This window comes from Vibrio fluminensis, assembly GCF_015278125.1.
Classification (GTDB): Bacteria; Pseudomonadota; Gammaproteobacteria; order Enterobacterales; family Vibrionaceae; genus Vibrio; species Vibrio fluminensis.
The window spans coordinates 107,414-129,223 of record NZ_JADILO010000009.1; the positions used below are offsets into that span (position 1 = coordinate 107,414).

At 42.4% G+C, this 21,810-nt stretch carries 22 protein-coding genes; 20 read left to right on the forward strand and 2 right to left on the reverse strand.

Annotated features, from left to right (window positions below):
* Positions 1–118 precede the first annotated feature (118 nt).
* The 14 genes from IRQ95_RS08640 to IRQ95_RS22390 all read left to right on the forward strand — a co-directional run bounded on the left by IRQ95_RS08640 (position 119) and on the right by IRQ95_RS22390 (position 15,282).
* Positions 119–940, forward strand: a complete 822-nt coding sequence (locus tag IRQ95_RS08640; protein ID WP_194436563.1) for a phosphate ABC transporter substrate-binding protein — start codon at positions 119–121, stop codon at positions 938–940.
* Between the two features lie 111 nt (positions 941–1,051).
* Positions 1,052–1,984: a phosphate ABC transporter permease subunit PstC gene (gene pstC / locus IRQ95_RS08645; RefSeq protein ID WP_075649990.1), complete on the forward strand. Its 933-nt coding sequence runs from the start codon at positions 1,052–1,054 to the stop codon at positions 1,982–1,984.
* 14 nt (positions 1,985–1,998) lie between these two features.
* On the forward strand, positions 1,999–2,862 hold the full coding sequence (gene pstA / locus IRQ95_RS08650; RefSeq protein WP_194436564.1) for a phosphate ABC transporter permease PstA: 864 nt from the start codon (positions 1,999–2,001) through the stop codon (positions 2,860–2,862).
* 45 nt (positions 2,863–2,907) lie between these two features.
* A complete protein-coding gene (pstB, locus tag IRQ95_RS08655) occupies positions 2,908–3,657 on the forward strand; it encodes a phosphate ABC transporter ATP-binding protein PstB (protein ID WP_194436565.1) in 750 nt (249 codons plus the stop codon).
* Between the two features lie 675 nt (positions 3,658–4,332).
* Positions 4,333–5,733: an undecaprenyl-phosphate glucose phosphotransferase gene (locus IRQ95_RS08660; protein ID WP_194436566.1), complete on the forward strand. Its 1,401-nt coding sequence runs from the start codon at positions 4,333–4,335 to the stop codon at positions 5,731–5,733.
* A gap of 70 nt (positions 5,734–5,803) precedes the next feature.
* A complete protein-coding gene (locus tag IRQ95_RS08665; protein WP_194436567.1) occupies positions 5,804–6,970 on the forward strand; it encodes a nucleotide sugar dehydrogenase in 1,167 nt (388 codons plus the stop codon).
* Positions 6,971–7,139: 169 nt separating this feature from the next.
* Entirely contained in the window at positions 7,140–8,528 is a 1,389-nt protein-coding gene (locus IRQ95_RS08670; RefSeq protein WP_194436568.1) for an oligosaccharide flippase family protein, read from the forward strand.
* A 23-nt stretch (positions 8,529–8,551) separates the two neighbouring features.
* The gene (locus IRQ95_RS08675) at positions 8,552–9,460 is read left to right on the forward strand and encodes a glycosyltransferase family 2 protein (RefSeq protein ID WP_194436569.1); all 909 of its coding nucleotides are present in this window, start codon (positions 8,552–8,554) and stop codon (positions 9,458–9,460) included.
* On the forward strand, positions 9,447–10,598 hold the full coding sequence (locus IRQ95_RS08680; RefSeq protein WP_194436570.1) for a glycosyltransferase: 1,152 nt from the start codon (positions 9,447–9,449) through the stop codon (positions 10,596–10,598). Before IRQ95_RS08675 ends, IRQ95_RS08680 begins: the two co-directional genes overlap by 14 nt.
* Positions 10,595–11,491: a glycosyltransferase family 2 protein gene (locus IRQ95_RS08685; RefSeq protein ID WP_194436571.1), complete on the forward strand. Its 897-nt coding sequence runs from the start codon at positions 10,595–10,597 to the stop codon at positions 11,489–11,491. The genes IRQ95_RS08680 and IRQ95_RS08685 overlap by 4 nt, the downstream gene beginning before the upstream one ends.
* Entirely contained in the window at positions 11,488–12,594 is a 1,107-nt protein-coding gene (locus tag IRQ95_RS08690; RefSeq protein ID WP_194436572.1) for a glycosyltransferase, read from the forward strand. Before IRQ95_RS08685 ends, IRQ95_RS08690 begins: the two co-directional genes overlap by 4 nt.
* A 1-nt stretch (position 12,595) precedes the next feature.
* On the forward strand, positions 12,596–13,333 hold the full coding sequence (locus IRQ95_RS08695) for a WecB/TagA/CpsF family glycosyltransferase (RefSeq protein WP_194436573.1): 738 nt from the start codon (positions 12,596–12,598) through the stop codon (positions 13,331–13,333).
* Complete coding sequence (locus IRQ95_RS08700; RefSeq protein WP_194436574.1) at positions 13,326–14,024, forward strand: heparin lyase I family protein; 699 nt, start codon at positions 13,326–13,328, stop codon at positions 14,022–14,024. The genes IRQ95_RS08695 and IRQ95_RS08700 overlap by 8 nt, the downstream gene beginning before the upstream one ends.
* Before the next feature lie 55 nt (positions 14,025–14,079).
* On the forward strand, positions 14,080–15,282 hold the full coding sequence (locus IRQ95_RS22390; RefSeq protein ID WP_194436575.1) for an O-antigen ligase family protein: 1,203 nt from the start codon (positions 14,080–14,082) through the stop codon (positions 15,280–15,282).
* Positions 15,283–15,308: 26 nt separating this feature from the next.
* Here IRQ95_RS22390 and IRQ95_RS08710 read toward each other — a convergent pair whose 3' ends face one another.
* The gene (locus IRQ95_RS08710; RefSeq protein ID WP_194436576.1) at positions 15,309–16,418 is read right to left on the reverse strand and encodes a GGDEF domain-containing protein; all 1,110 of its coding nucleotides are present in this window, start codon (positions 16,416–16,418) and stop codon (positions 15,309–15,311) included.
* Positions 16,405–16,884: a putative pterin-binding protein gene (locus tag IRQ95_RS08715; protein WP_194436577.1), complete on the reverse strand. Its 480-nt coding sequence runs from the start codon at positions 16,882–16,884 to the stop codon at positions 16,405–16,407. The genes IRQ95_RS08710 and IRQ95_RS08715 overlap by 14 nt, the downstream gene beginning before the upstream one ends.
* A 277-nt stretch (positions 16,885–17,161) precedes the next feature.
* On the opposite strand from IRQ95_RS08715, the gene cbiB reads away from it, so the two are divergent.
* The 6 genes from cbiB (at position 17,162) to IRQ95_RS08745 (ending at position 21,810) form a co-directional block, all read left to right on the forward strand.
* Positions 17,162–18,103 (forward strand): adenosylcobinamide-phosphate synthase CbiB, encoded by a 942-nt coding sequence (gene cbiB, locus IRQ95_RS08720; RefSeq protein ID WP_194436578.1) that lies wholly within the window; start codon positions 17,162–17,164, stop codon positions 18,101–18,103.
* Position 18,104: 1 nt separating this feature from the next.
* Entirely contained in the window at positions 18,105–19,163 is a 1,059-nt protein-coding gene (locus IRQ95_RS08725; protein ID WP_194436579.1) for a threonine-phosphate decarboxylase, read from the forward strand.
* 3 nt (positions 19,164–19,166) lie between these two features.
* Positions 19,167–19,739, forward strand: coding sequence for a histidine phosphatase family protein (locus IRQ95_RS08730; protein WP_194436580.1), 573 nt, complete (start codon positions 19,167–19,169; stop codon positions 19,737–19,739).
* An 89-nt stretch (positions 19,740–19,828) separates the two neighbouring features.
* Positions 19,829–20,203: a hypothetical protein gene (locus tag IRQ95_RS08735; protein WP_228481345.1), complete on the forward strand. Its 375-nt coding sequence runs from the start codon at positions 19,829–19,831 to the stop codon at positions 20,201–20,203.
* A gap of 79 nt (positions 20,204–20,282) precedes the next feature.
* On the forward strand, positions 20,283–21,032 hold the full coding sequence (locus IRQ95_RS08740; protein WP_194436581.1) for a metallophosphoesterase family protein: 750 nt from the start codon (positions 20,283–20,285) through the stop codon (positions 21,030–21,032).
* Positions 21,033–21,051: 19 nt separating this feature from the next.
* Positions 21,052–21,810 (forward strand): carbon-nitrogen hydrolase family protein, encoded by a 759-nt coding sequence (locus tag IRQ95_RS08745; RefSeq protein WP_194436582.1) that lies wholly within the window; start codon positions 21,052–21,054, stop codon positions 21,808–21,810.

Consider the following 21,810-nt stretch of genomic DNA (forward strand, 5'->3'; position numbering starts at 1 on the left):
ACGCGATGAAATGTCATATAGGCTTCAATTAAGTGAAACACAACTGTCATATTCGGATTCTAAAGTGACAACCGTTGAATGAAACACAACGGCAATAAAGCCATTAAAGGAAATTGTGATGAAAAAGACAGTTATCGGTGCAATCGCACTACTAGGTACTCTGACAGTAACTCCAGCTCTAGCGAAAGAAACTATCTCAGCAGTAGGTTCTAGCAGTGTGACTCCGCTGATGGAAGTTTTCTCTGAAACATACATGAAGACAAATCCAAGCGTATTCATTGAAGTCCAAGGACCGGGCTCATCGGCAGGCGTTAAAGCAGCAAAAAATGGTAGTGCAGACCTAGGTATGTCTTCACGTAACCTAAAAGATTCTGAAAAAGAGCCAGCACTGAAAGAACTAACAGTGGCTCTAGACGGTATCGCGGTTGTTGTTAACCCTAAAAACGACCTTCAAGGTCTAACGGCTGAGCAAGTAACAGCAATCTACAAAGGTGAAGTAACGAACTGGAAACAGGTTGGTGGTGCGGATAAGCCTATCGTCGCAATCACTCGTGATACCGCTTCTGGTACTCGCGGCGCATTTGAAGACATCATGAAGCTTAAGAAAAAGATTGGTGATGTAAAAGTATCGGCAATCTCTCAACGCGCTCAAGTAGCAAACGGCAACGGGGCACTTAAGACTATGGTTGCATCTAACCCATACGCAATCGGCTACATCTCACTAGGTACAGTGGATAACTCCGTAAATGCGCTAGCAATCAACGGTACAGAGCCAACAGTAGACAACGTTAAGAACAAATCTTACGAAGTCGCGCGTCCTTTCCTAGTGCTATACAAAGAAGGCAAGCCTTCTGCGGAAGCTCAGAAATTCCTAGATTGGATGGTATCTGACAATGCACAAGCACTAGTAGACCAAAAAGGCTACATCTCAGTTAACTAATCTAGCGATAGATTTGAATTAATAGAATTACCCTTGCTCAGCCCGCATTGGGCTGAGCTCTTTCTTTCACAGCTGGTTGTCTTAATCGCGCCAGTCTAGTGAGATTTATTTATGACCATCGCAACAAATAGTGAAAAGCTTATGAACACTGAAGCGACTCAAATTGCTAAGTCGGGTCTACGCGCTAAGAAGCGAGTAGATTGGAAAGAGCGCATTTTCCATGGCTTATTTCTGACCAGTGCTGTTATCGGGATTGTATCTCTATCAGTAATTGCCTATTTCATTGTTAAAGAATCTATCCCTGCGTTCCAAGAAGCAGGCGTAACAGGCATCGTATTTGGACAAGACTGGCTACCGCCAGCTCTATACGGTGTTGCGACTATGATTGTCGCCTCTATGGTGTCTACTTTTGGCGCTGTCGTCGTGGGTGTACCAGTGGGTGTACTGACAGCCATCTTTATTGCTGAAATCGCCCCTAAACGTGTTGCAGACATTATTCGTCCGGCAGTTGAGCTGCTTGCGGGTATTCCGTCAGTGGTTTACGGTTTCTTTGGTTTGGTAATCATCGTTCCACTTATCCAAGACATTTTTAATGTACCAGCGGGTAACACCATCTTAGCGGGTATCATCGTGTTGGGTGTGATGATTCTGCCAACAGTTATTACTGTATCAGAAACGTCAATTCGCGCAGTTCCACGTACGTACAAAGAAGGTTCGTTGGCATTAGGCGCATCAAAAATCTACACCATCTTTAAACTTCTCGTTCCAGCCGCTCGTTCGGGCATTATGACTGGCGTGATCTTGGGTATCGGTCGTGCTTTGGGCGAAACCATGGCAATCATCATGGTAATGGGTAACGCGCCAGCGATGCCTCAGGGCATTTTAGATTCAGCACGTACACTAACTGCGAACATTGCGATTGAAATGTCTTACGCAAGTGGCGTACACGCAAATGCACTATACGCGACGGGTGTGGTTCTACTGGTATTTATCATGGGACTGAATGCCGCGCTACTATACCTAAACCGCCAAAAAGCTAAGTAAGACGGGTGATGACGATGGATTTTGCAAAACTTAAACAAGCTCGCCAAGTGAAAGACCAAGTACTCTATGGTTTTATTTGGGCAGCTGCCGCGTTGACCGTTGGTTTTTTATTCTGGATTATTTGGTACATCCTATCTAACGGTTTACAACATGTTGATTGGAACTTTATTACCGACAACTACACAAGAACAGGGGATGAGCACGGCATCTTCCCAATGATTGTCTCAACTATCTATATGGTATTTGCGTCAATCGCAGTTGCAGCGCCACTGGGCATCATGACTGCAATTTATCTGACTGAGTATGCGAAAGTGGGTAGCCGCCTAGTGAAAGTGATTCGTTTCTGTACGGAATCGCTTGCCGGTATCCCGTCAATCATCTTTGGTCTATTTGGTATGACTTTCTTTGTAGGCATTCTTGGTCTGGGCTTCTCGATTCTATCGGGTGCACTAACACTAAGTATCTTAATCCTACCTGTGATTATTCGTACCACTGAAGAAGCACTAATGGCAGTACCACAAACGTACCGTGAAGGCTCGTATGCCCTAGGCTCTTCAAGAATCTACACCATCTGGCGTCTAATTTTGCCAAGTGCAATGCCAGGTATCTTAACTTCGGTCATTCTGAGTATTGGTCGTGTAATTGGTGAATCTGCGCCTGTATTCTTAACCGCAGGTATGGTAGCGCGTATTCCGGACTCGCTACTGGACTCAGGTCGAACCCTGACAGTACACCTTTACAAATTAACTACCGAGCTATTCACCATTGAAGAATGGAACCAAGCGTACGGTACAGCGACAGTGCTGATTGTAGTAGTGCTGCTTATCAACATGGTAACCAAATTGATAGCAAGCCGTTTTAATACTGCTACTTACTAAGCCAAAGCACATTACAGACGAATTTAAGAATTAAGAGATAAAAATATGAACAAATTTAGTATCGAGAACCTAGACCTATTTTACGGTGAAAACCAAGCGCTGAAATCAATTAACTTACCAATCCCTGAGCGCCAAGTAACCGCACTGATTGGCCCATCAGGCTGTGGTAAATCAACACTGCTACGCTGCTTGAACCGCATGAATGACCTGATTGAAGGTGTTAAAATTACCGGCAAGTTGACCATGGACGACGAGAATATCTATGGCAACATCGATGTCGCTGACTTGCGTATTAAAGTCGGCATGGTATTCCAAAAGCCAAACCCGTTCCCAATGAGCATTTACGAGAACGTCGCTTACGGTCTGCGTGCTCAAGGTATCAAAGACAAAAAGTACATTGATGAAGTGGTAGAGCGTTCACTACGTGGTGCCGCTTTGTGGGATGAAGTTAAAGATCGCCTGAAATCACATGCATTTGGTCTTTCAGGTGGTCAGCAACAGCGTCTATGTATTGCGCGCACGATTGCCATGGAACCTGATGTGATTCTAATGGACGAACCAACGTCAGCTCTAGATCCAATTGCAACGCACAAAATCGAAGAGTTGATGGAAGAGCTAAAGAAGAAGTTTACGATTGTTATCGTGACACACTCAATGCAACAAGCGCGTCGTATCTCAGATCGCACCGCATTCTTCCTAATGGGTGAACTGGTCGAGCACGATGCAACCGATGTGATCTTTAGTTCACCTCGCGATGATCGCACTCAAGGTTACGTAAACGGCGATTTCGGTTAAGCAGAATTTACTGGCATAACACTATAACTATAAGCGATGGTAACATTTGCCCCTCTATTTAGAGGGGCTTTTTTGTATATGGAACTTAATATAGGGATTGCAGTACTTCCATCTGATCTCAAAACTTTCCCCTCGAACGTAAATTAACACGCTCTCAAAGTAACGCGACGATTGAGATTCTTTGGGTATATGAGATTTGTCTACTTTGAACGAGGAAAGATTGATGCAAGTTCGTTAGCTATGTACTTGAAAGCCATGATAATCGTATTGATACTACTATAACGAATAGGCCCTATTGGTATGGGGTATTGCAACTTCTGAAACAATGAATATTACTTTGTAATTGAGTATTTAGTTAAAAAGTTGATGTTTACATTTTATTTTATAGCAAATAGTGGCTATTTCTCATTCTAGTTAATAAATTTCCATTGTGATATGTGTCGCATTATCATTCCAAGTGCCATTCTGGTCATATATAGTTTATTAAAGTCTCAAATGTTGGAATTATTGCCATCTCAACTTGGCGAAATGGCCAAATATGACAACAAAATTGGTTTTCTTTTACATAAAACAATACAAACTATGCATCTTCGAATATTGAACATGTTGGTCAAAGTACGCACAGCGAAAGAGTAGGGTGTAATTTTCGATTGTTGGTTGGACAGGGAAAGTACTATGAGAGAAAGTGGAATAATCAAGAGGCACGGAGAAGAGCATATCACCGCCTATAGGGTCGTGGATATTATGCTGATTACGGCCATGATATTTCTGACATCGTATTTATATACGGGTGTTTGGGATATTTACTATATTTTGGCAACAAGCATCGCTATTTTGTCATACAGTGTGCTGGCAGAGCTACTGGGAGTTTATAATCCTTCTTTTTCATTATCATTGAGGCAGACTCTAGCGCCAATTTTGTTGTCTTGGCTATGTGCGATAGGTTTTGTTCTAGTGCTTGGATTTGGTTTTAAGATAACCGAACAATTCTCGCGAGTGGCCCTAACCACTTGGTTTATCGCAACACCTATTATGTTGACGGTATATCGCTTCATTTATAGTAAGGTTCGCTACTCTTCACGATCTAACTCTTATACGCAAAAGACGATCATTATTGGCGCAACGAGTGCTGGCATGGCATTAGCAAAAGAAATCGAGAAAAATTCGGAACACGGATTGCGTTTAGTCGGGGTTTTTGATGATCGTAGCCAAGAGCGTTTATTCAACGAAAAAAATCAGATGAAAGTCAGCGGCTCAATCAATGACGCTCTTAAAATGGCTAAAGAGCGTGATTTTCGTCATGTGTATGTGGCGCTACCTATGGAAGCAAGTAGCCGCATTAAAGAAGTGGTTAATTATTTTTCAGACAGCACTGCCCGTGTATATATCGTGCCTGACTTTTTTACCTTTGACTTAATTCAGTCGCGTTGGCGTAATGTGGGTAGTGTCCCAACCCTTAGTGTCCATGATACGCCTTTTTATGGCATGTCGACGTTTGTTAAACGCTTGGAAGATATTATTGTTTCTTCACTAATTTTGCTGATGATTAGTCCGGTTCTTTTATTCGTGGCTTTAGGTGTTAAATTTTCATCGCCAGGTCCAATTATTTTCAAGCAAGATCGTTATGGTATTGATGGCAAGAAAATTAAAGTATGGAAGTTTCGTTCCATGCGCGTGATGGATAACGGAGCGGAAGTTAAGCAAGCGACCAAAGGCGATCCTCGCGTGACAAAATTCGGCGCATTTATTCGCCGAACGTCGTTAGATGAGTTACCTCAATTTATCAATGTTTTGCAAGGTCGCATGTCGATAGTAGGTCCAAGACCTCATGCCGTTTCTCATAATGAAGAGTACCGAGTGATCGTAGACAAATATATGCTTCGTCATAAAGTGAAACCAGGGATTACCGGATGGGCGCAAATCAATGGCTATCGTGGTGAAACGGATACGCTAGACAAGATGGAAAAACGTGTTGAATACGATCTTAACTATATTCGTCAGTGGTCCCTGTGGCTCGATATTAAGATTATTTTTCTCACTATATTTAAAGGTTTTGTCGGAAAAACCGCTTACTAGTATTAATCCAACGTTTGGATACAACGAATACAAGGCTTATTGCCCGCAAGAAGTTTAAAGGAATACAAAGATGAAGGTTACAGTTGTTGGAACGGGCTATGTCGGTCTATCAAATGCTTTATTGATCGCGCAAAACCATGAAGTCATTGCGCTGGATATTGATAACGACAAAGTTGCAATGATTAACCGAGGAGAGTCACCTATCTCTGACGCAGAGGTGGAACTGTTTTTGGACCAAAAGGCGCTTAATCTTGTTGCAACAACAGATAAACAACTGGCGTATCAAGATACCGATTACGTGATAGTCGCGACACCAACTAACTACGATCCTGAGACAAATTATTTTGACACAGGCAGTGTAGAGGCTGTTTTAAAAGATGCTCGTGAATACGCACCAAGCAGCACTATCATCATTAAGTCAACAATACCTGTTGGCTATACTGAGCGAATCAAGAGTGAGCTGGGTATTGATAATGTATTGTTTTCTCCTGAGTTTCTTAGAGAAGGTAAAGCGCTTTATGACAACCTTCATCCATCTCGAGTCATTGTGGGTGAAGAGTCTGAGCGAGCGAGAGGTTTTGCCAATCTATTGTTAGAAGGTGCGGAAAAGAAAGATATTCCGGTATTGTTCACTAACTCGACAGAGGCTGAAGCGGTTAAGCTCTTTTCAAATACTTACCTTGCAATGCGTGTCGCTTATTTTAACGAGCTGGATTCCTACGCAGAAAGCCACGGCCTCGATAGCCGACATATCATTGAAGGGGTAGGGTTAGACCCTCGTATTGGCACGCACTACAACAACCCATCATTTGGCTACGGTGGTTACTGCTTGCCAAAAGACACCAAACAGTTATTGGCGAACTATCAAGACGTCCCAAATAACATTATCAAAGCTATCGTTGACTCAAATACGACTCGCAAGGACTTTGTGGCAGAGTCAATTGCGCGTAAGAATCCTAAAGTAGTCGGTATTTACCGACTTATCATGAAGTCTGGCTCAGATAACTTCCGTGATTCGAGTATTCAAGGGATCATGAAACGCCTAAAAGCGAAGGGCATCGAGGTTGTCGTTTTTGAGCCGCTACTAAAAGAGGCCACTTTCTTTAACTCAACGGTGATAGAAGATTTTAATACATTCAAGAACAACAGTGATGTGATTGTCAGTAATCGTATGGTGAGTGAACTTTATGATGTAGCGGATAAAGTTTATACCAGGGATTTGTTTGGCCAAGACTAACCGCTATGGGCTGTATTTGGGGTAATTGCGCTAGACCTTTTGCGTGACTAAATCGAATACAGCCTTGCTTTTTATTTTGGGTGTTTGGGGCGTCTTCACAGCCTAGCCATTCTGTTGACTTGTTAAGGAATTATTGAGCGAAACTATGGGCAATAAAAAAGGAAAGAGTTTGTATTCTTTGCTCTGGATACTGTTCGAAAAGTTTGGTGTGACTATTATCGCCGTGATTTCGTTTTCAATGTACGCAGTTATGTTATCACCTGCGGAATTTGGCGAAGCGACCATAGCACTCTCTTTAGCGATGGGAATTGGCCAAACAGTAGCAACTCTTTTTCAAGATCCTTTGGTGTGCAAGAAAAAGCTAACCGTTGCGAGTTTGAGTACTGCTCTTTTTGGCTCATTACTACTGACGTTAAGTTTAGTTGCGATCTTCGTATTGATTTCGTGGTCGTTAGGGCTGGGTGATTTAGAGCTGCTGCTAACTGTTGCCGCGATAATCATCCCGATTTTGTCAATCAATGGCATTTACTCTGGCATATTAAGACGTCGAAACAAGTTTAAGCGCATGTCTCAGGCTTTGCTTGTTGGACGATGTGTTGGTGCTACAGTGGGAATCAGTACCGCTTGGTTTGGCTTAGGAGCCTTATCCATGGTTTTGCACTCTGTAGCGACAGAGTTTGTGGTGATGGTTTGCTTGTTTGGTGTGCAAAGATTACGAGTGAAGCCGATTTTCCGTCTTCGTCTTTTTTATGAAATTCTCTCGATTGGTTACGCTATTTCGCTTAGAAAGCTAAGCTGGGAAGGCTACATCAAGGGCTTACCTGTGTTAATCGGTGCAACTTTGGGGACGACTGCTGCGGGTATCTATTCCTTCGCTTGGCGCGTTGTTGATCTTCCGCGCTCTGCCATTACCAGTGGGGCGATTAGTTTTATATTGCCACTGTTTGCCAAAAGTGAATGTTTAAAACAACTTAAAACACTTTATATGGACGTGACGAAAGTTTCCATGCTGCTTTTTGCGCCTATTTTTATAGGCTTAGGATTGGCAATTGAACCTTTCTTAATGCTTGTTTTTGGCGATAAATGGCTCGATGCAGTACCGGTTATACAAGCGCTTGCTTTGGTCGTTGTGCTGTCACATTCACGCATCTATGTCCCTACTTTGTTGACCTCTTTAGGTACGCCGCAGTCGACATTAGCCGCGGACATTGTGTCGAGTGCAATTGCCCTTCTGGCTTGCTACTTATTGTTTGATGAGTTTGGTGTACTGGCCGCAGTATTATCTCAATTTATTCGCTTTGCGTTTAATTATCCGTTCTTAGCTAAACAGCTGCAAACAAGGTTGAGTTTAGGCTTAATTGAGTCGAACAAAGTATTTTTAGGCGCCGCGATAGCTTGCCTTGCAATGGTGACAACAAACATGTTGCTGGTGGGTAAACAAAGTATTGAGCCTCTTATGCAATTGGGCTACACAGTGGCTCTCGGGCTGTTGATATATCCGCTTTTTGTTGCGCTTATTGATATTAAATTTATTCGAAAGATTGTTTCGCGGTCTTAATTATTAAGCATCTAGGGAATGATATGCTAAGTGTGATATTTGCTACCTATAACGGAGAAGCAAAGTTAAAAAGGACTTTAGACTCTTTGGTTGAACAGAATTTTTCTGAAGAGTGGCAATTAATTGTAGTCAATAACAATAGTAATGATGGTAGCGAACAGATTATTCGTTCATACCTCGATAAGTTACCGCTTACCTATTTGTTTGAATCTAAGCCCGGCAAGAACACCGCGCTGAACACTGCTCTTGGGTTCGCCAAAGGTGAGTTCTATGTCTTTACAGATGACGATATTAAAGCCGAGCCAAATTGGCTACAGAATATTTCAAACACAGTAAAACAGAACTCGGATTACGCGATTTTTGGTGGGCGAATTGTGCCGGAGTGGGAGAACCCACCACCTAAATGGCTTCTTGATTGGGCTCCTTTGGGGGCGCTTTATGCGGTGAAAGAAGATTTTATCGAAGGAGAGTGTGACCCAGGTAAAGTTTGGGGACCAAACATGGTGGTCAAAGCGGAGGTGTTTAAGCACCTTCGATTTGATGAGAATGTTGGCCCAGATGGCACTGACTGTTACCCGATGGGTAGTGAAACTGAGTTTACTAAGCGCGCAGCGCGTAGAGGCTATAAGAGTTTTTCATCAAAAGCGTTTAGTGTCGATCACTGGGTTCCAAGTTCATCAATCACTTTAGATTGGGTGCTAAAAAGGGCGATGAGACTTGGTGCCGGTGTCACGTTAGTCAATCATACCAGTTACAGCGCTAAACTGGCTCTAGCGAGTAAAGCGAAGCAAAACCTCTATCAGTTGCTGAGTAACGTGTTCGCTAGACAGGAGAGCAAGAGACTGTTTTGGTGGAAATACAAAGCTAACTACTATTTTGGCTGTTGTAATGCGATGGATAAGCTGAGGAGTAGCAGTAATGAAGCCAAATAAAGTTGCTATTCATACCAATAAAGTGCTCCCGTATTCAGAAACTTTTATTAAAAACCATATCGAAGGTCTGCAGCACTTTAGTGTTTGCTTAGTCGGTAGTGATCGCGTCAACAATGGGTTAGAGCTCGCGCATACAGAAACGGAAATAATAACCGAGCAGTTGCTCGGGAAGGTACAAGACAAATTGTATAAAGCGGGCTTTGTGTCCCCATCGCTGTACCGCAAGATTAAAGCGCTTAATGCCGACTTAATTCATAGTCATTTCGGTCAGAATGGCTATGCGATGTCGACAATAGCACGAAAACTTTCGATTCCCCATGTGGTGACTTTTCATGGTGTCGATATCACGATTGATGAGATAGATCGAGTCAAGCACGGTCGTCTTTTGAAAGACTTCAGTAATAACATCGATAAATTAGCCAAAAGTGGCGCAACTTTTATCGCGGTATCCGATTTTATTCGTTCCAAATTAATCGAAAAGGGATTTCCGCAAGAAAATATTGTTACCAACTACTTAGGTATCGATACGGAGCATTTTCGACCTGATGAATCGATAGAACGCGAGAATGCTATTGTTTGTGTGGCACGCCATATCGAATGTAAAGGTATTCGCTATTTGATTGATGCGTTTACCGATGTCGTAGAAAAGCATCCTAACTGGCGACTTAAATTGATAGGTGACGGCGAGTTAACCCCTGCGTTACAGGAATACGCTAACGCCCGTGCTGGCGTGGGGGAAAAAGTGCAATTTTTGGGGCGATTAACCCAACAAGAAATTATCCAAGAGCTGAATAAAGCCAAACTGTACTGTCAGCCGAGTATCCAGCTCGCTAATGGCCAGGAAGAAGCGCTCGCACTCACAATTGTTGAGGCTCAATCAATGGCTGTTCCGGCCGTTGTATTTGATTCAGGTGGTATGTCTGAGGCAATTGCACCAGAGATATCGGGCTTGGTCGCAAAACAGAAAGACAGCAAAGCTCTGACTCAAAGGCTTCTAGTTTTAATTGAAGATGAAGCAATGAGAGCTCAGTTCAGTCTTAGTGCAAGAAAATTTGCAACAGAAACCCATTGCTTTAGCAAACAAACACAAAAATTAGAGAAAGTTTATAACACCATCATTGATTCGAGGAACTCATGAGTATTTCTATTATTATTCCATCTTATTGTGCAGAAGATAATTTACCCGCGTGCCTTGATTCAATTGATGCACAACATAAGAGTGTCGAGCAGTTAGAAGTGGTAGTGGTTGATTGCTCCCCACACGATAAAGTTGCTCAAGTTTGTCAAAACTATGCATTTGTAAAGTATGTCCATACACCGGAGCGTTTTAACCCAGGCGAGGGGCGTAATATAGGTACCAGAGAGAGCAGTGGAGAAACGTTGGTATTCGTTGATGGCGATATTGTGCTGGAGCAGAATGCGTTAGTGAAAATTGAAGAGAACGTTGCGCGCGGCAACTTGGTATTTGGCGCGGCATTGGATCTCAATGAGAAAAAAGATGTTACGTTTTCATCATACGTTGAACACTTTTATTTTAATCATGAATCCCATTCTAGTCGCCCTGAGACGGTTCGCAGTAACTTAAGTTCCGCCTTTTTAATCATCAACCGCAAGGTGTTTGTTGAGGCAGGCGGTTTTAAAGACATTCCACGAATGCAAGATACCGAGTTGACTGAGCGATTAGTTCAATCTGGCTATGAGCTAAAGCTTGCTCCTGAAGTGGTTGGTTACCAAATTCAAGACTCACCTCTGGCGAAAGTTTTGAAAAAAATAAAGATTACGGGCAATAACATCTATTTTATTCGCTACGAAGAGAAGGCGAGTACGTTGACCAAATTCGCTCTGCTTTTGTTGTTACCATTGATGATGTTGGCCAAGATCACCCGTATCAATGTACGAAATATTCGTTACGCTTTTAGCAGCAAGATGTTATTTGTTTATGCGCCATTTATGTACGTATGTGGACTCTATTGGATGAGTGGTTTTTATAAGGCTATCTTATTTAATAAAGGTATTGAGAGTAAACGATGAGCAAGCTTATTAGTATATTCTCTATTACGTCAGACTTTGTCAGTTACCATCGCAAACGAGAGGTTTTAGCGTTGGCAGAGCAAGGGAAAGCTTCTCAAGTTAAAGTACATTACTTTAATCGACCTCGGTTTGTTTTTAGTCGTGGAAAAAAAGAGAAAGATAGCCAAGTAGAAATTCGCGACTTATATACGCTACTTCCGCTCTCGATTGCATTTAAGCACCGCGTGTTGTTATGGCTATTTGTCACTGTGCCAATTTATCTACAGTTACAACTCTTACGTATAGTCAGTGGTGTCGCTACTAACGATAGCTATCATCTGTTTTATAAGCCTGATCAATCACTATATTTGCCAAAGCACAACAATATCTATATTCACTACGATAACTATTCAGCGGATAAAGGCTACTTTTTTGCACAGCAACGTCAGTTCGAGTCGGTACTAAATGATTGTGTTCGTAACAGTGACATGACGTGTTTTAGCAGCCGAAGATTAATGGTCGACCTTGGTTATGAGAGCCTAAACAACGTCTACGTATACCCCAATGCGATATCGCGGGACCTAGTGCCTTCTCAACTCATATCGCAGTTAAAGGATAATAGTGAAAAAGTCATCGGTTTTGTTGGCCAATTAGATGAGAGTTTTGACCTTGAACTTGCCGTGCATTTAGTTGAAAAGTTCCCCGATTATAAGTTTCGTTTTATTGGACCCGTCAAGGTTGATGAATATCAAAAAGTGCTTGAGAGATACAGCAATGTAGAACTCATGGGCTATGTTGACTACGCGCTTTTGCCCAATTATTTAGCGACATTTGATTTGGCTGTTTGCTTATATAAACCCAACAAATTTAATCGCTACAGAAATCCTTTGAAAATATATGAGTACTTTTCATATGGCATTCCTGTGGTGACGACAGATTGTGACTTAGAAGCGGACGTCGCGTCATTGCTGTCGGTGGTGAATGATCACAATGCATTCTCGAATGCTGTGGTCTCCCAGATCGAAAATAACACCTCAGAACGGATTATCGCGCGAGCGACTTTAGCGCGTAAGAATTGTTGGGATGATAGAGCAAACTTTTTAATCGAAAAATTGTGTGGGTAATATGGCGAAAGCATTTGTAGATTTAATGGATAAAGTAACCATCTTTGACTCGCCTAAAAAAGCGACTGAGGCGATCGAAGAAAGACTTTCTAATAGCGAAACACTGACTGTTGGTTTTGTTAATGCGCATGCATTTAATTTGGCTAAGCAAGAACGGGATTTTTATCAATCTCTTCAGGATTTAGACGTGGTTCTGCGTGACGGGATTGGGGTAAAGATATATTGCAAGTACCTAGGCATCGAGCCTGGTTATAACCTCAATGGAACGGACTACATTCCCTATTTGATTAGTGCAATTGGCTCAGGAAAGAAAATGGCCGTTCTGGGAACAACGTTGTGTACGATTGATAGCGCAATGCCTGCTTTAGATGCGACTGGTGCAGAGACAGTCGTAAAAGCGGATGGTTTTCAGACGGTTGATTATTACGTTGATCTTGTAAAGAACAACCCTAAGCTTGATATTATCTTGCTTGCGATGGGAATGCCTAAGCAAGAGTTAGTAGCTCATGCTATCAAACCCTACTGCAATGGTGCGGTGATCATATGTGGTGGTGCTATTGTTGATTTTATGGGCGGGAGGGTCGAAAGGGCTCCTGAAATCATGCGTATGCTGGGGTTAGAGTGGTGTTATCGATTACTCAAAGAACCAAAACGCTTATTTAAACGTTATGTCATTGGTAACGTAAAGTTTTTATTGACGATGCTTAACTCGAAGAAAGAAAAATACGAGAATGCTTAAATATTTCGTGGTTGGTCTATTGTTTTTGCATACCACCGTAGCGGCTCAGCAACTGATTAATTTTGGTGATTTGGGGTGGATGAGAGAGTGCGACAAACAAAATATGACCACGGAGAAAAATAAGTTAATCGTCCAGCATTTTAGTTCAGATGAAAGACCTCGCTGTGAGGTAGCGAATCGCACTTGGTTATCTCTAGGGCGTGAATTTGAGGTCGCGTTTGATATCGCTGTGAATAGCAACTATCACGAAAATTACTGGCATAACATCATGCAAATCCACTCTTTCCCTGACTTGGAAGAAGGTGAGGTATGGCGTTGTCCAATTTTATCTGTTGAAGTAAAAGGTGGCATGCTAAGGGCATTTAGCCGCTTCGATAAAGAGAGAATATCTCAGACCATTAACGGAAGTTGTGCCAATGAGGGGAATTCTATCCGTTCTAATAAGCTATTTGATCGGGTTCCTTTTAAGTCAAACGCAAATTATCGAATTGAGGTTGCAGGCAAGCTAAGTACTGGTCAGGATGGTTTTCTAAAGATCTCAATCAATGATGAAGTGGTTTCGTTTAAGAAAGGCCCTAATGCTTTTAATGATGTCGAAGGACCTTATCTGAAGCTGGGAATATATAAACCTAGTGGTTGGCTTAAACCTGGCCAGTTGTCTTATACGTACAGTAACTTAGTTGTAGAGTAAAGAAATGGAATTTGAAAAGAATAGGTTCGAAACTTTTCTTTTAGTTACGATGCTAGTGTTTACATTTATCCGAGCATCCAATATCGGGTTTGGCTACCCGAGTCTAGAGTCTCAGATTGGTCAAGCAAGCTTCCTACCACAAAAAATCTTGCAAGCACTAACGTTCGCACTGCTGTTGGTTTATGTTTTTCTGTATCCCAATCGCGCATTGTTAAAGAGAAAAATCTCGTTGGTGAGTTATTGCATCTTCTTTTCCATCGCCATTTCAATGATTTTTTCTCAATATGGATTGTTATCAGCGCGATACTTTTTGTCGTTTCTAGTGGTGTTTTTGCCTTTGTTTTTCTTTGTGCAAAGGTTTGGTTCTGCAAAATTAGTCGATTTTGTTTATTTCTACATAGCAGCCCTAACGATCATCAACTTCGTGTATATCATCGTATTTCCTCAATATGGGATGATGCAAGGCATCCACGCAGGCGCTTTCCGGGGGATGTTCTTACACAAAAACCTGTTTGGTTTTTTTAATGTTATATCGGGTGTCTTTTTCTTGTGCGCGTTCAAGTACACGAGTGGCAAAATTAAGTTGGCGAACTTGGCGCTGTATATATTGAGTCTATTTATGGTGTTCTCTGCCAAATCGACCACGTCATTAGTTCTGTTTATGCTCAGTAGTTTACTGTTTTTCAGCCTGCATTTGTTTAGCTATCTACGCAACATCAACCTAAGAATTATCGTTTACTATTTGGTTATCGCCGTTGTTTTGATTTCAGCAAACCTTGGTGCGATATATTTTGAAGAGATTACCTACGCTCTTGGTAAAGAGCCAACACTGACGGGACGGACTGGCCTTTGGGAGGTGCTGTTTTATATTGGCATGGAGAAACCCATTTTTGGCCATGGTTTTGGCTTATTTTATCGTCCAGAGATTATGCATGAATTTGCCAGTGAGTTCGGCTGGTCAGCGAAGTCTACGCATAACTCATATTTAGATATTTATCTGGGAATCGGCGTTGTTGGTTTTGCTTCAGTCATGCTGTTATTACTGAAGTCTTTGCTTAAATTTCCATTTTATGAAGGTAACTCGCCTGCGATTAATGTCTGCTTTGTGAATATCTTAATCATACTCTGTTTTGGTATGTCAGAGAGTGGGGTTTTCTTTGGCACAGACATTGTGTGGGTGTTGCTGTTGGTGAGTTTGTTCGCTGTTAATAGTGAAGGTGAAAAGTTTAACCAGTCGGAGCCTAATGGCGCCGAGTAGAGTTGGAATAATTGCAGGTTTTGCCACTATGTTTGTTTTGCTCGAGACCGAGTTGCAAATTTCATTTGGTACATGTTTCTGTCAGCAATACTGATTAATGAGCTGAAATCTTTGCCTTGATTAGGGTAGCTGGCGAGGCCCACACTTGCTGACAGCGGGTATAATGTATCTGGCTTCACTTCGAATTCCTCAGAAAAGCAGTCGAGCGCGCAGTTAAGTGCGTGCTCCATTTTGGCACTCGATTTTTGCCGCAGAATTAGAGCAAACTCATCCCCGCCGATACGATAGCATGAGAATTGCAAACGGTTGTCTGTATTCATAAATCTCTTCGCGAGAATTTGCAACGCTTTGTCTCCGGCCTGATGACCAAACAAGTCGTTGATTTGTTTAAAGCCATTTAAATCCAAAATGCACAGGGTAAAAGGCAGCTGCTGATCGATGTGATCCTGAATGACTTGCGCCATTGCAAGTCGGTTTGGGATGTTAGTTAACGCATCTGTCATCGCGAGCTGTCGATTAGATTTGGATTCTAGGTTTAGAATATAACCGACCAACATAAAACACGAAAATAGCAGTAGCATCAACGAAATTTGCAAATGCTCTAGGGCTCTAGCTCGTTCGGTTTGCTTTTGGAAAAATGGGTTTTTAATTTGGAAGTTTTGGTTGAGGTAATCCAACAATTCGCGGTAAATCGAATTGAGTTGCTGAACAAATGTTTCAGCTTGAACAGGAGTGTCGATGTTTATGGCTAATGATTCTAGTTTTTTGTAGCGATCAAACAATTGGCTAAAAAACTGGCGCGTCCCCTCAATCTCCATAAAGCTCTCCGACTCTTTGGCGTGTAGTAAAAGGTCAAAGCGACTCCACGTTAACTCATACGCAAGTTCCGCTTCTATGCGGTATTGATCGCTAGCTGCGTACACTGGCGCGATCGTCACAAGGGATGAGAATTCTTTCGACAGCTGGAATAACGACCAAGTCGCTTGGTTCTGTTGCTCTGAAAACGAACGAGATAGCGCTCGGGTTTCCAGTAGTACAAAGCAATTAGCCACAACCAATACAATAGATAGAACGATTAGTAAGACTTTTGAGCGCTTTAAAATGTTTTTCTTAGAGGTATTTTTATCGTTCGCCATCTTGATTACTATGCAAAATTATTTCGTCTATCTGCCATACCATTTGAGAGTGGTAACCAATGTTATCGATCTCTGGATATTTGTTGAGATTGAAAATTAACCAATAAGGGCCTTTATGACGAATTTTCATTGGTTCTCCATTCATCTTGACTGCGACAATCGGTGCAAACTTTTGGATGTCCTCAACGGTACTGGTAGCAGCGTAGTCATTTAGGGCTAGGAATGTTACCGCAAAGGTGTTTTCGTCCCCGTAACGCTCGACTAACTTCATGACTGGAATGCCTGTAAAAGAACGCTGGTCTGGAAACCAAGGCAAACGTGTCTCAAAACTGGTTGTAGAGAACTCTGCGAGTAAATTGACCATATTGGTTTCAACGGTTGTACCATCTGCAAGATAGATCTTTAGCGGAGAGGCGAAAACCAGAGGGCTAAAAATAAATATAAGCAAGGTAATCAAGTATTTCATCGCGATTCCTTGATGGAGTTATAAGTTTCATAATCTTGTTATAATTATATGTGTATAGTTCCGCAAATAAAATTATTTTTGTCAATAAGTTTAAAATTGTTTGTGTTCTGAGTTGTTATGTAAAGAACTGTGTCGAAAATGAAGAGCGATAGGTAGTAGAAAGTGCGTTGCGTCAACTTAGTTTTCTACCGCGATCGTTGTAAACAGTGTCTAGATATTGCGATTTATTAATTCGAAGGTAAGCTAACGCACAAGTTTTCTTCGGTAAATTGCATTTATGTTGCTAGAACAAGGAATTATTTACTTAGCCTCAGTGTTAAGTATGGCCATTTTGCTTGATAAGTGGTTTGGAGAACCGAATCGATTACACCCTTTAGTTGGCTTTGGTCGATATGCTTCGTGGATAGCCGTGCAGTGCCGACGAGTAAAATCGGCTAACGCTGGCGTCCAAGGTGTAATTTCTTGGTTGTTTTCTGTTATTCCGTTTATTGTTGTTACCTATTTTATTTCTGCCTCGTTCGACTCCAACCTTGTTCGCTTTATTTTTGATACAGCTGTGGTGTATTTGTGTGTTGGAGGGAAGAGTCTTGTACAACATGCGATGGCGATTTTTATACCGTTAGACCAGGGGAAACTTGCAGAGGCTCGTCAAGCGGTGCAGATGATAGTGAGTCGTGATGCAAGTCAAATGGATGAACAGCAAATCTCCATCGCGACCGTCGAATCAGTGTTAGAAAACGTGAATGATGCGATTATAGGTGTACTTTTTTGGACCCTTATTTTTGGCGTGCCTGGTGCGGTTTTGTTCCGTCTTGCCAACACTCTTGATGCTATGTGGGGTTACAAAACAGAGAAGTATATTCGGTTTGGTTTCACAGCAGCGAAAATTGACGATCTGCTAGGTTACGTACCAGCGCGAATGACCGCTTTTGCGTATGCCATCTTAGGAGATATACAGCAAGCTTTGCGTTGCGTTCATAGACAAGCTTCACTCTGTTCTAGCCCGAATGGTGGTGTTGTTATGTGTGCAGGAGCGGGATCTCTCAATATCCAATTAGGAGGAAGAGTCTGTTATCACGCAGTTTGGCAACAAAAGCCACCCATGGGGATTGGGCCGATCGCCCAAGCTAAAGATATTGCGCGTGCGTGTCGTTTACTCTCATCTACGACATTGCTTTGGTTGGTCATGATATGGTTTTTTGTATTGTTAGGTATGTAATATGTTGCATCATGGTGGACGACTAATCCAAGAAGCATTGCTTCGCAATTCGGATCCTAAACAGTGGCTAGACTTGAGTACAGGAATCAGTCCTATTTCCTACCCGATACCGGAGATTCCTAGTTCTATTTGGCATCGACTGCCAGAAGATGAAGATGGTTTACTGGCCGCGGCATCTGAATACTATGGTTATCCTGAATTATTGCCGGTTGCAGGATCTCAAGCCGCGATCATGTGTTTACCTCGCGTGTTAGTAAGTCAATATCCCAATAAAGGTACCGTCTTGATGCCGAGTGTCGGTTATCGAGAGCACGCTTATGCTTGGCAAAATGGAGGTTGGAGCCTCGAGTATTATGACACAACACCAAATAACGAGCAGTTAAGCCGTTGTGCAGTGCTGCTTATTATTAATCCCAATAACCCAACAACACATAAACTAACAACAAAAGATATCGACAATATTGAAAGCCGCCTTACAGAGCAACAAGTGTTGATCATCGATGAAGCATTTATGGACGGAGACAGCGACAACTCGCGTCTTAGTTTTCCTTTGAGAGCAAATACGATAGTACTGCGTTCGTTAGGAAAATTTTTTGGGCTTGCCGGCTTAAGAGTTGGCTTTGTCGCTGCCAATGGCCATTGGTTAGATAGAATTGGGCAAGAGCTTGGTCCATGGACGCTATCGGGCGCGAGTCGCTATATCGCTAAAGTCGCGTTATTTGATAGACTTTGGCAACAGTCAACCGCGCGAGAGTTGGAGCAACTTAGATCAAAGCAGTTCAGTGTGATAAAAGAGCTGCTACCCAAGCAAGAAGTTGTGTCAGCCAGTTTATTTATGCGTATAGAACACTCGCAAGCTCCGTTACTCTTTGACTTTCTCTGTGATGAGTTAGTGTTAGTGCGATTGTGCGACGAAAAAGACGCAATTAGACTAGGCTTGTGCGCAGACTCAGAGCAACTGCTGCGATTGGAGCAAGCGTTAACAAGCGCGTTAAAACGCATTAGTGCCTTTTCCTCACCTGAAAATAGCCCATTGCCCATCGTTGGCGTACAGAGTTAGGCGATGGGGAAAAATAACATATGGGTGATGCGTCATGGTGAGACGGTTTGGAATCGACAAGGGCGTCTACAAGGGCAGTTAGATAGCGAGCTCACAGCATCTGCGAAGTCTGCTTTGCGTAAATACGAGCTTCCCAAAGTCACATCGTTATCAATACTAAGTTCAGATCTTGGGCGAGCATTAGAGACAGCCAAACACCTCCAGAGCCGTGTTAGTTGCAGTCGTGTAACCAGTTCGCCTTTGTTACGTGAGCGTCACTTTGGTGTACTGCAAGGTTTGTTAATTGAACCTTCCGATACCAAAAATGAGCAATGGAGACATTATCACAGCCGTTACCATCAGACGGGATTGCAAGTGACAGGGTGTGAAAGTGATCTTGACCTCAGACTACGCCTTGAAAGAGCAAAGCAGTGGATAATAACGGAAAGTAAAAAATCTGATGCTGTACTTTTAGTTGTGCATGGTGAGTGGTGGCGAGCATTTGATAATTTGGTGAGCGGTCGCCCTATCTGGGATGTTGGTTCGGGGATAATATCCAATGGTGTGCTGAGCCAAGTCATCACGAAAAATTGGTAATTTTTTGATCTGTGGATGAATTTTAAACACTTTTCCTGAATGTGTTTCAAGTTGGTTATATATTTGTGCTTCAAGTTAAGAGGGCAAAGATGCAAACACCAACGCCTAAACATAGAAATGTGTTTCAACAGCGGATGTTGCTAGCAAGTGCTTTGAGTTGGGTTTTGGTGACGCTAATGCCAATAATCAATGCTCAAGGCGTTAATGCTGGGGTGTGGGCGCGTTTGTGTACCATCAATGGTTTTGAGTATGTACAACTGGAGCAAGCTAAAGCCTCTCCTCAGCATAGCAAGCCTTGCCCTTTTGCCTATTTTTCACCACTACCAGACTTTACGACAACACCTACACTCTACATCAAGCACAGTCTCGTTGCAGAGCAAGCCGATTACGCTTTATTGGCTCAAAGCACACGGTTTGAACCTGCAATACCCCGAGCTCCTCCCATTATTGAAGTAATCTTATAAATATCATTTTAACTTATTGTTTGAACGATAATTATACTGCTATATTGACGTACTAGTCACAACTCAAGGATTGAGTAGGATGTCAAAATACGCGTTGCTCTCTGATATTCACAGCAACTACTACGCACTGAAAGCAGTTGTTGAACATGCCCAAGCAGAGGGCGTAGATAAGTTTATTAATTTGGGCGATATTCTATATGGTCCAATCGCCCCAAAAGCAACGTTTGAGCTTCTCCAGTCGCTTGATACCATTACGATTTGTGGCAATCAAGATCGCCAAATTTACCAAGCTGGCGATCAAGAAATCTCATCAAATCCTACTATGCAGTTCATTTTGCAAGATTTGGGCGGAGAACCAATCGAGTGGATGAAGTCACTTCCTTTTGACTGTCAGATTTCTGAGCATATCTATGCATGCCACGGGACGCCAAGTAATGATTTGGTTTACTTGTTGGAAGAGACAAAGCAAGGCTTTCCGATTCTTCGTGGCGATCAAGAAATTCTCGATTTACTTCAAGGTAATTCTTCATCCGTGATCTTATGTGGCCATACGCATATTCCACGCTGTGTAGAGCTTTCGACTGGCCAGTTGGTCATTAACCCCGGTAGTGTGGGTATGCCAGCTTATACCGATGATGAACCTCATCTGCACTCGATGGAAACCTATAGTTCTAAAGCAAGTTACGCTGTTCTTTCACAGAGTGAATCTGGTGATTGGAATGTGGCGTTTCACAAAGTTTCTTATCCAGTTGAATCTGCCGCTGAGCAAGCTAGTTTACGCAATAGACAAGATTGGGTACATTTTCTTACCACAGGTCGTGGTAAGTAGTTGTCGTTGGAGTATTGTTATGAATACAAATAACCTTTCAGTGGCGTTAGCACAGATTCCAGTGATTGATGGCGATGTTGAAGCGAATTTTCGTCAACATGTGAAAGCGACTAAAACAGCCGCGGAACAAGGGGCGGATCTTATTTTATTTCCTGAGCTTTCTTTGACGGGTTATGTACTGCCGATGGCGGCAGAATTATGTTTTGATTCCAAACATAGCATTTTACGTGATTTATCAGAATTAGCGGTTACTCAGCAAATTACGATTGTTGCGGGTTGTTTTTTAAAACAGGCGAAAAAGAAACCATCAATAAGTGCTGTGATCTGCAAACCGACAGGTGAGCTAGACTATTATGCTAAACAGTATCTGCATACTGGTGAAGATGAGTATTGTTCCGCAGGCCAGCATAATTACACATTACGATTAAAAGGTTACAAATTAGCATTAGCAATTTGTGCGGATTTTACTCAGCCGATTCATAGTAGCGAAGCTGCCGAAGATGAAGCGGATGTGTATTTGGTTAGTGCGTTAGTGTCGCCAAAGGGTTATGAGGCGGATGCGGAACGACTGGCGAGAATCGCTAAAAAACATCGCTTCCCAGTATTACTCGCCAACCACATCAGTGAGACTGGCGGTTGGCAAACGGCAGGTAATAACGCAGTATGGAGTGGTAAAGGTAATCTTCGTTTTGCAACGGAAACAACAGCCCCTGCGCTAGGGATGGTTGAAATTACCGGCAACCGAATTAGTGGTCACTTGTACCCATTAGAGAACTAA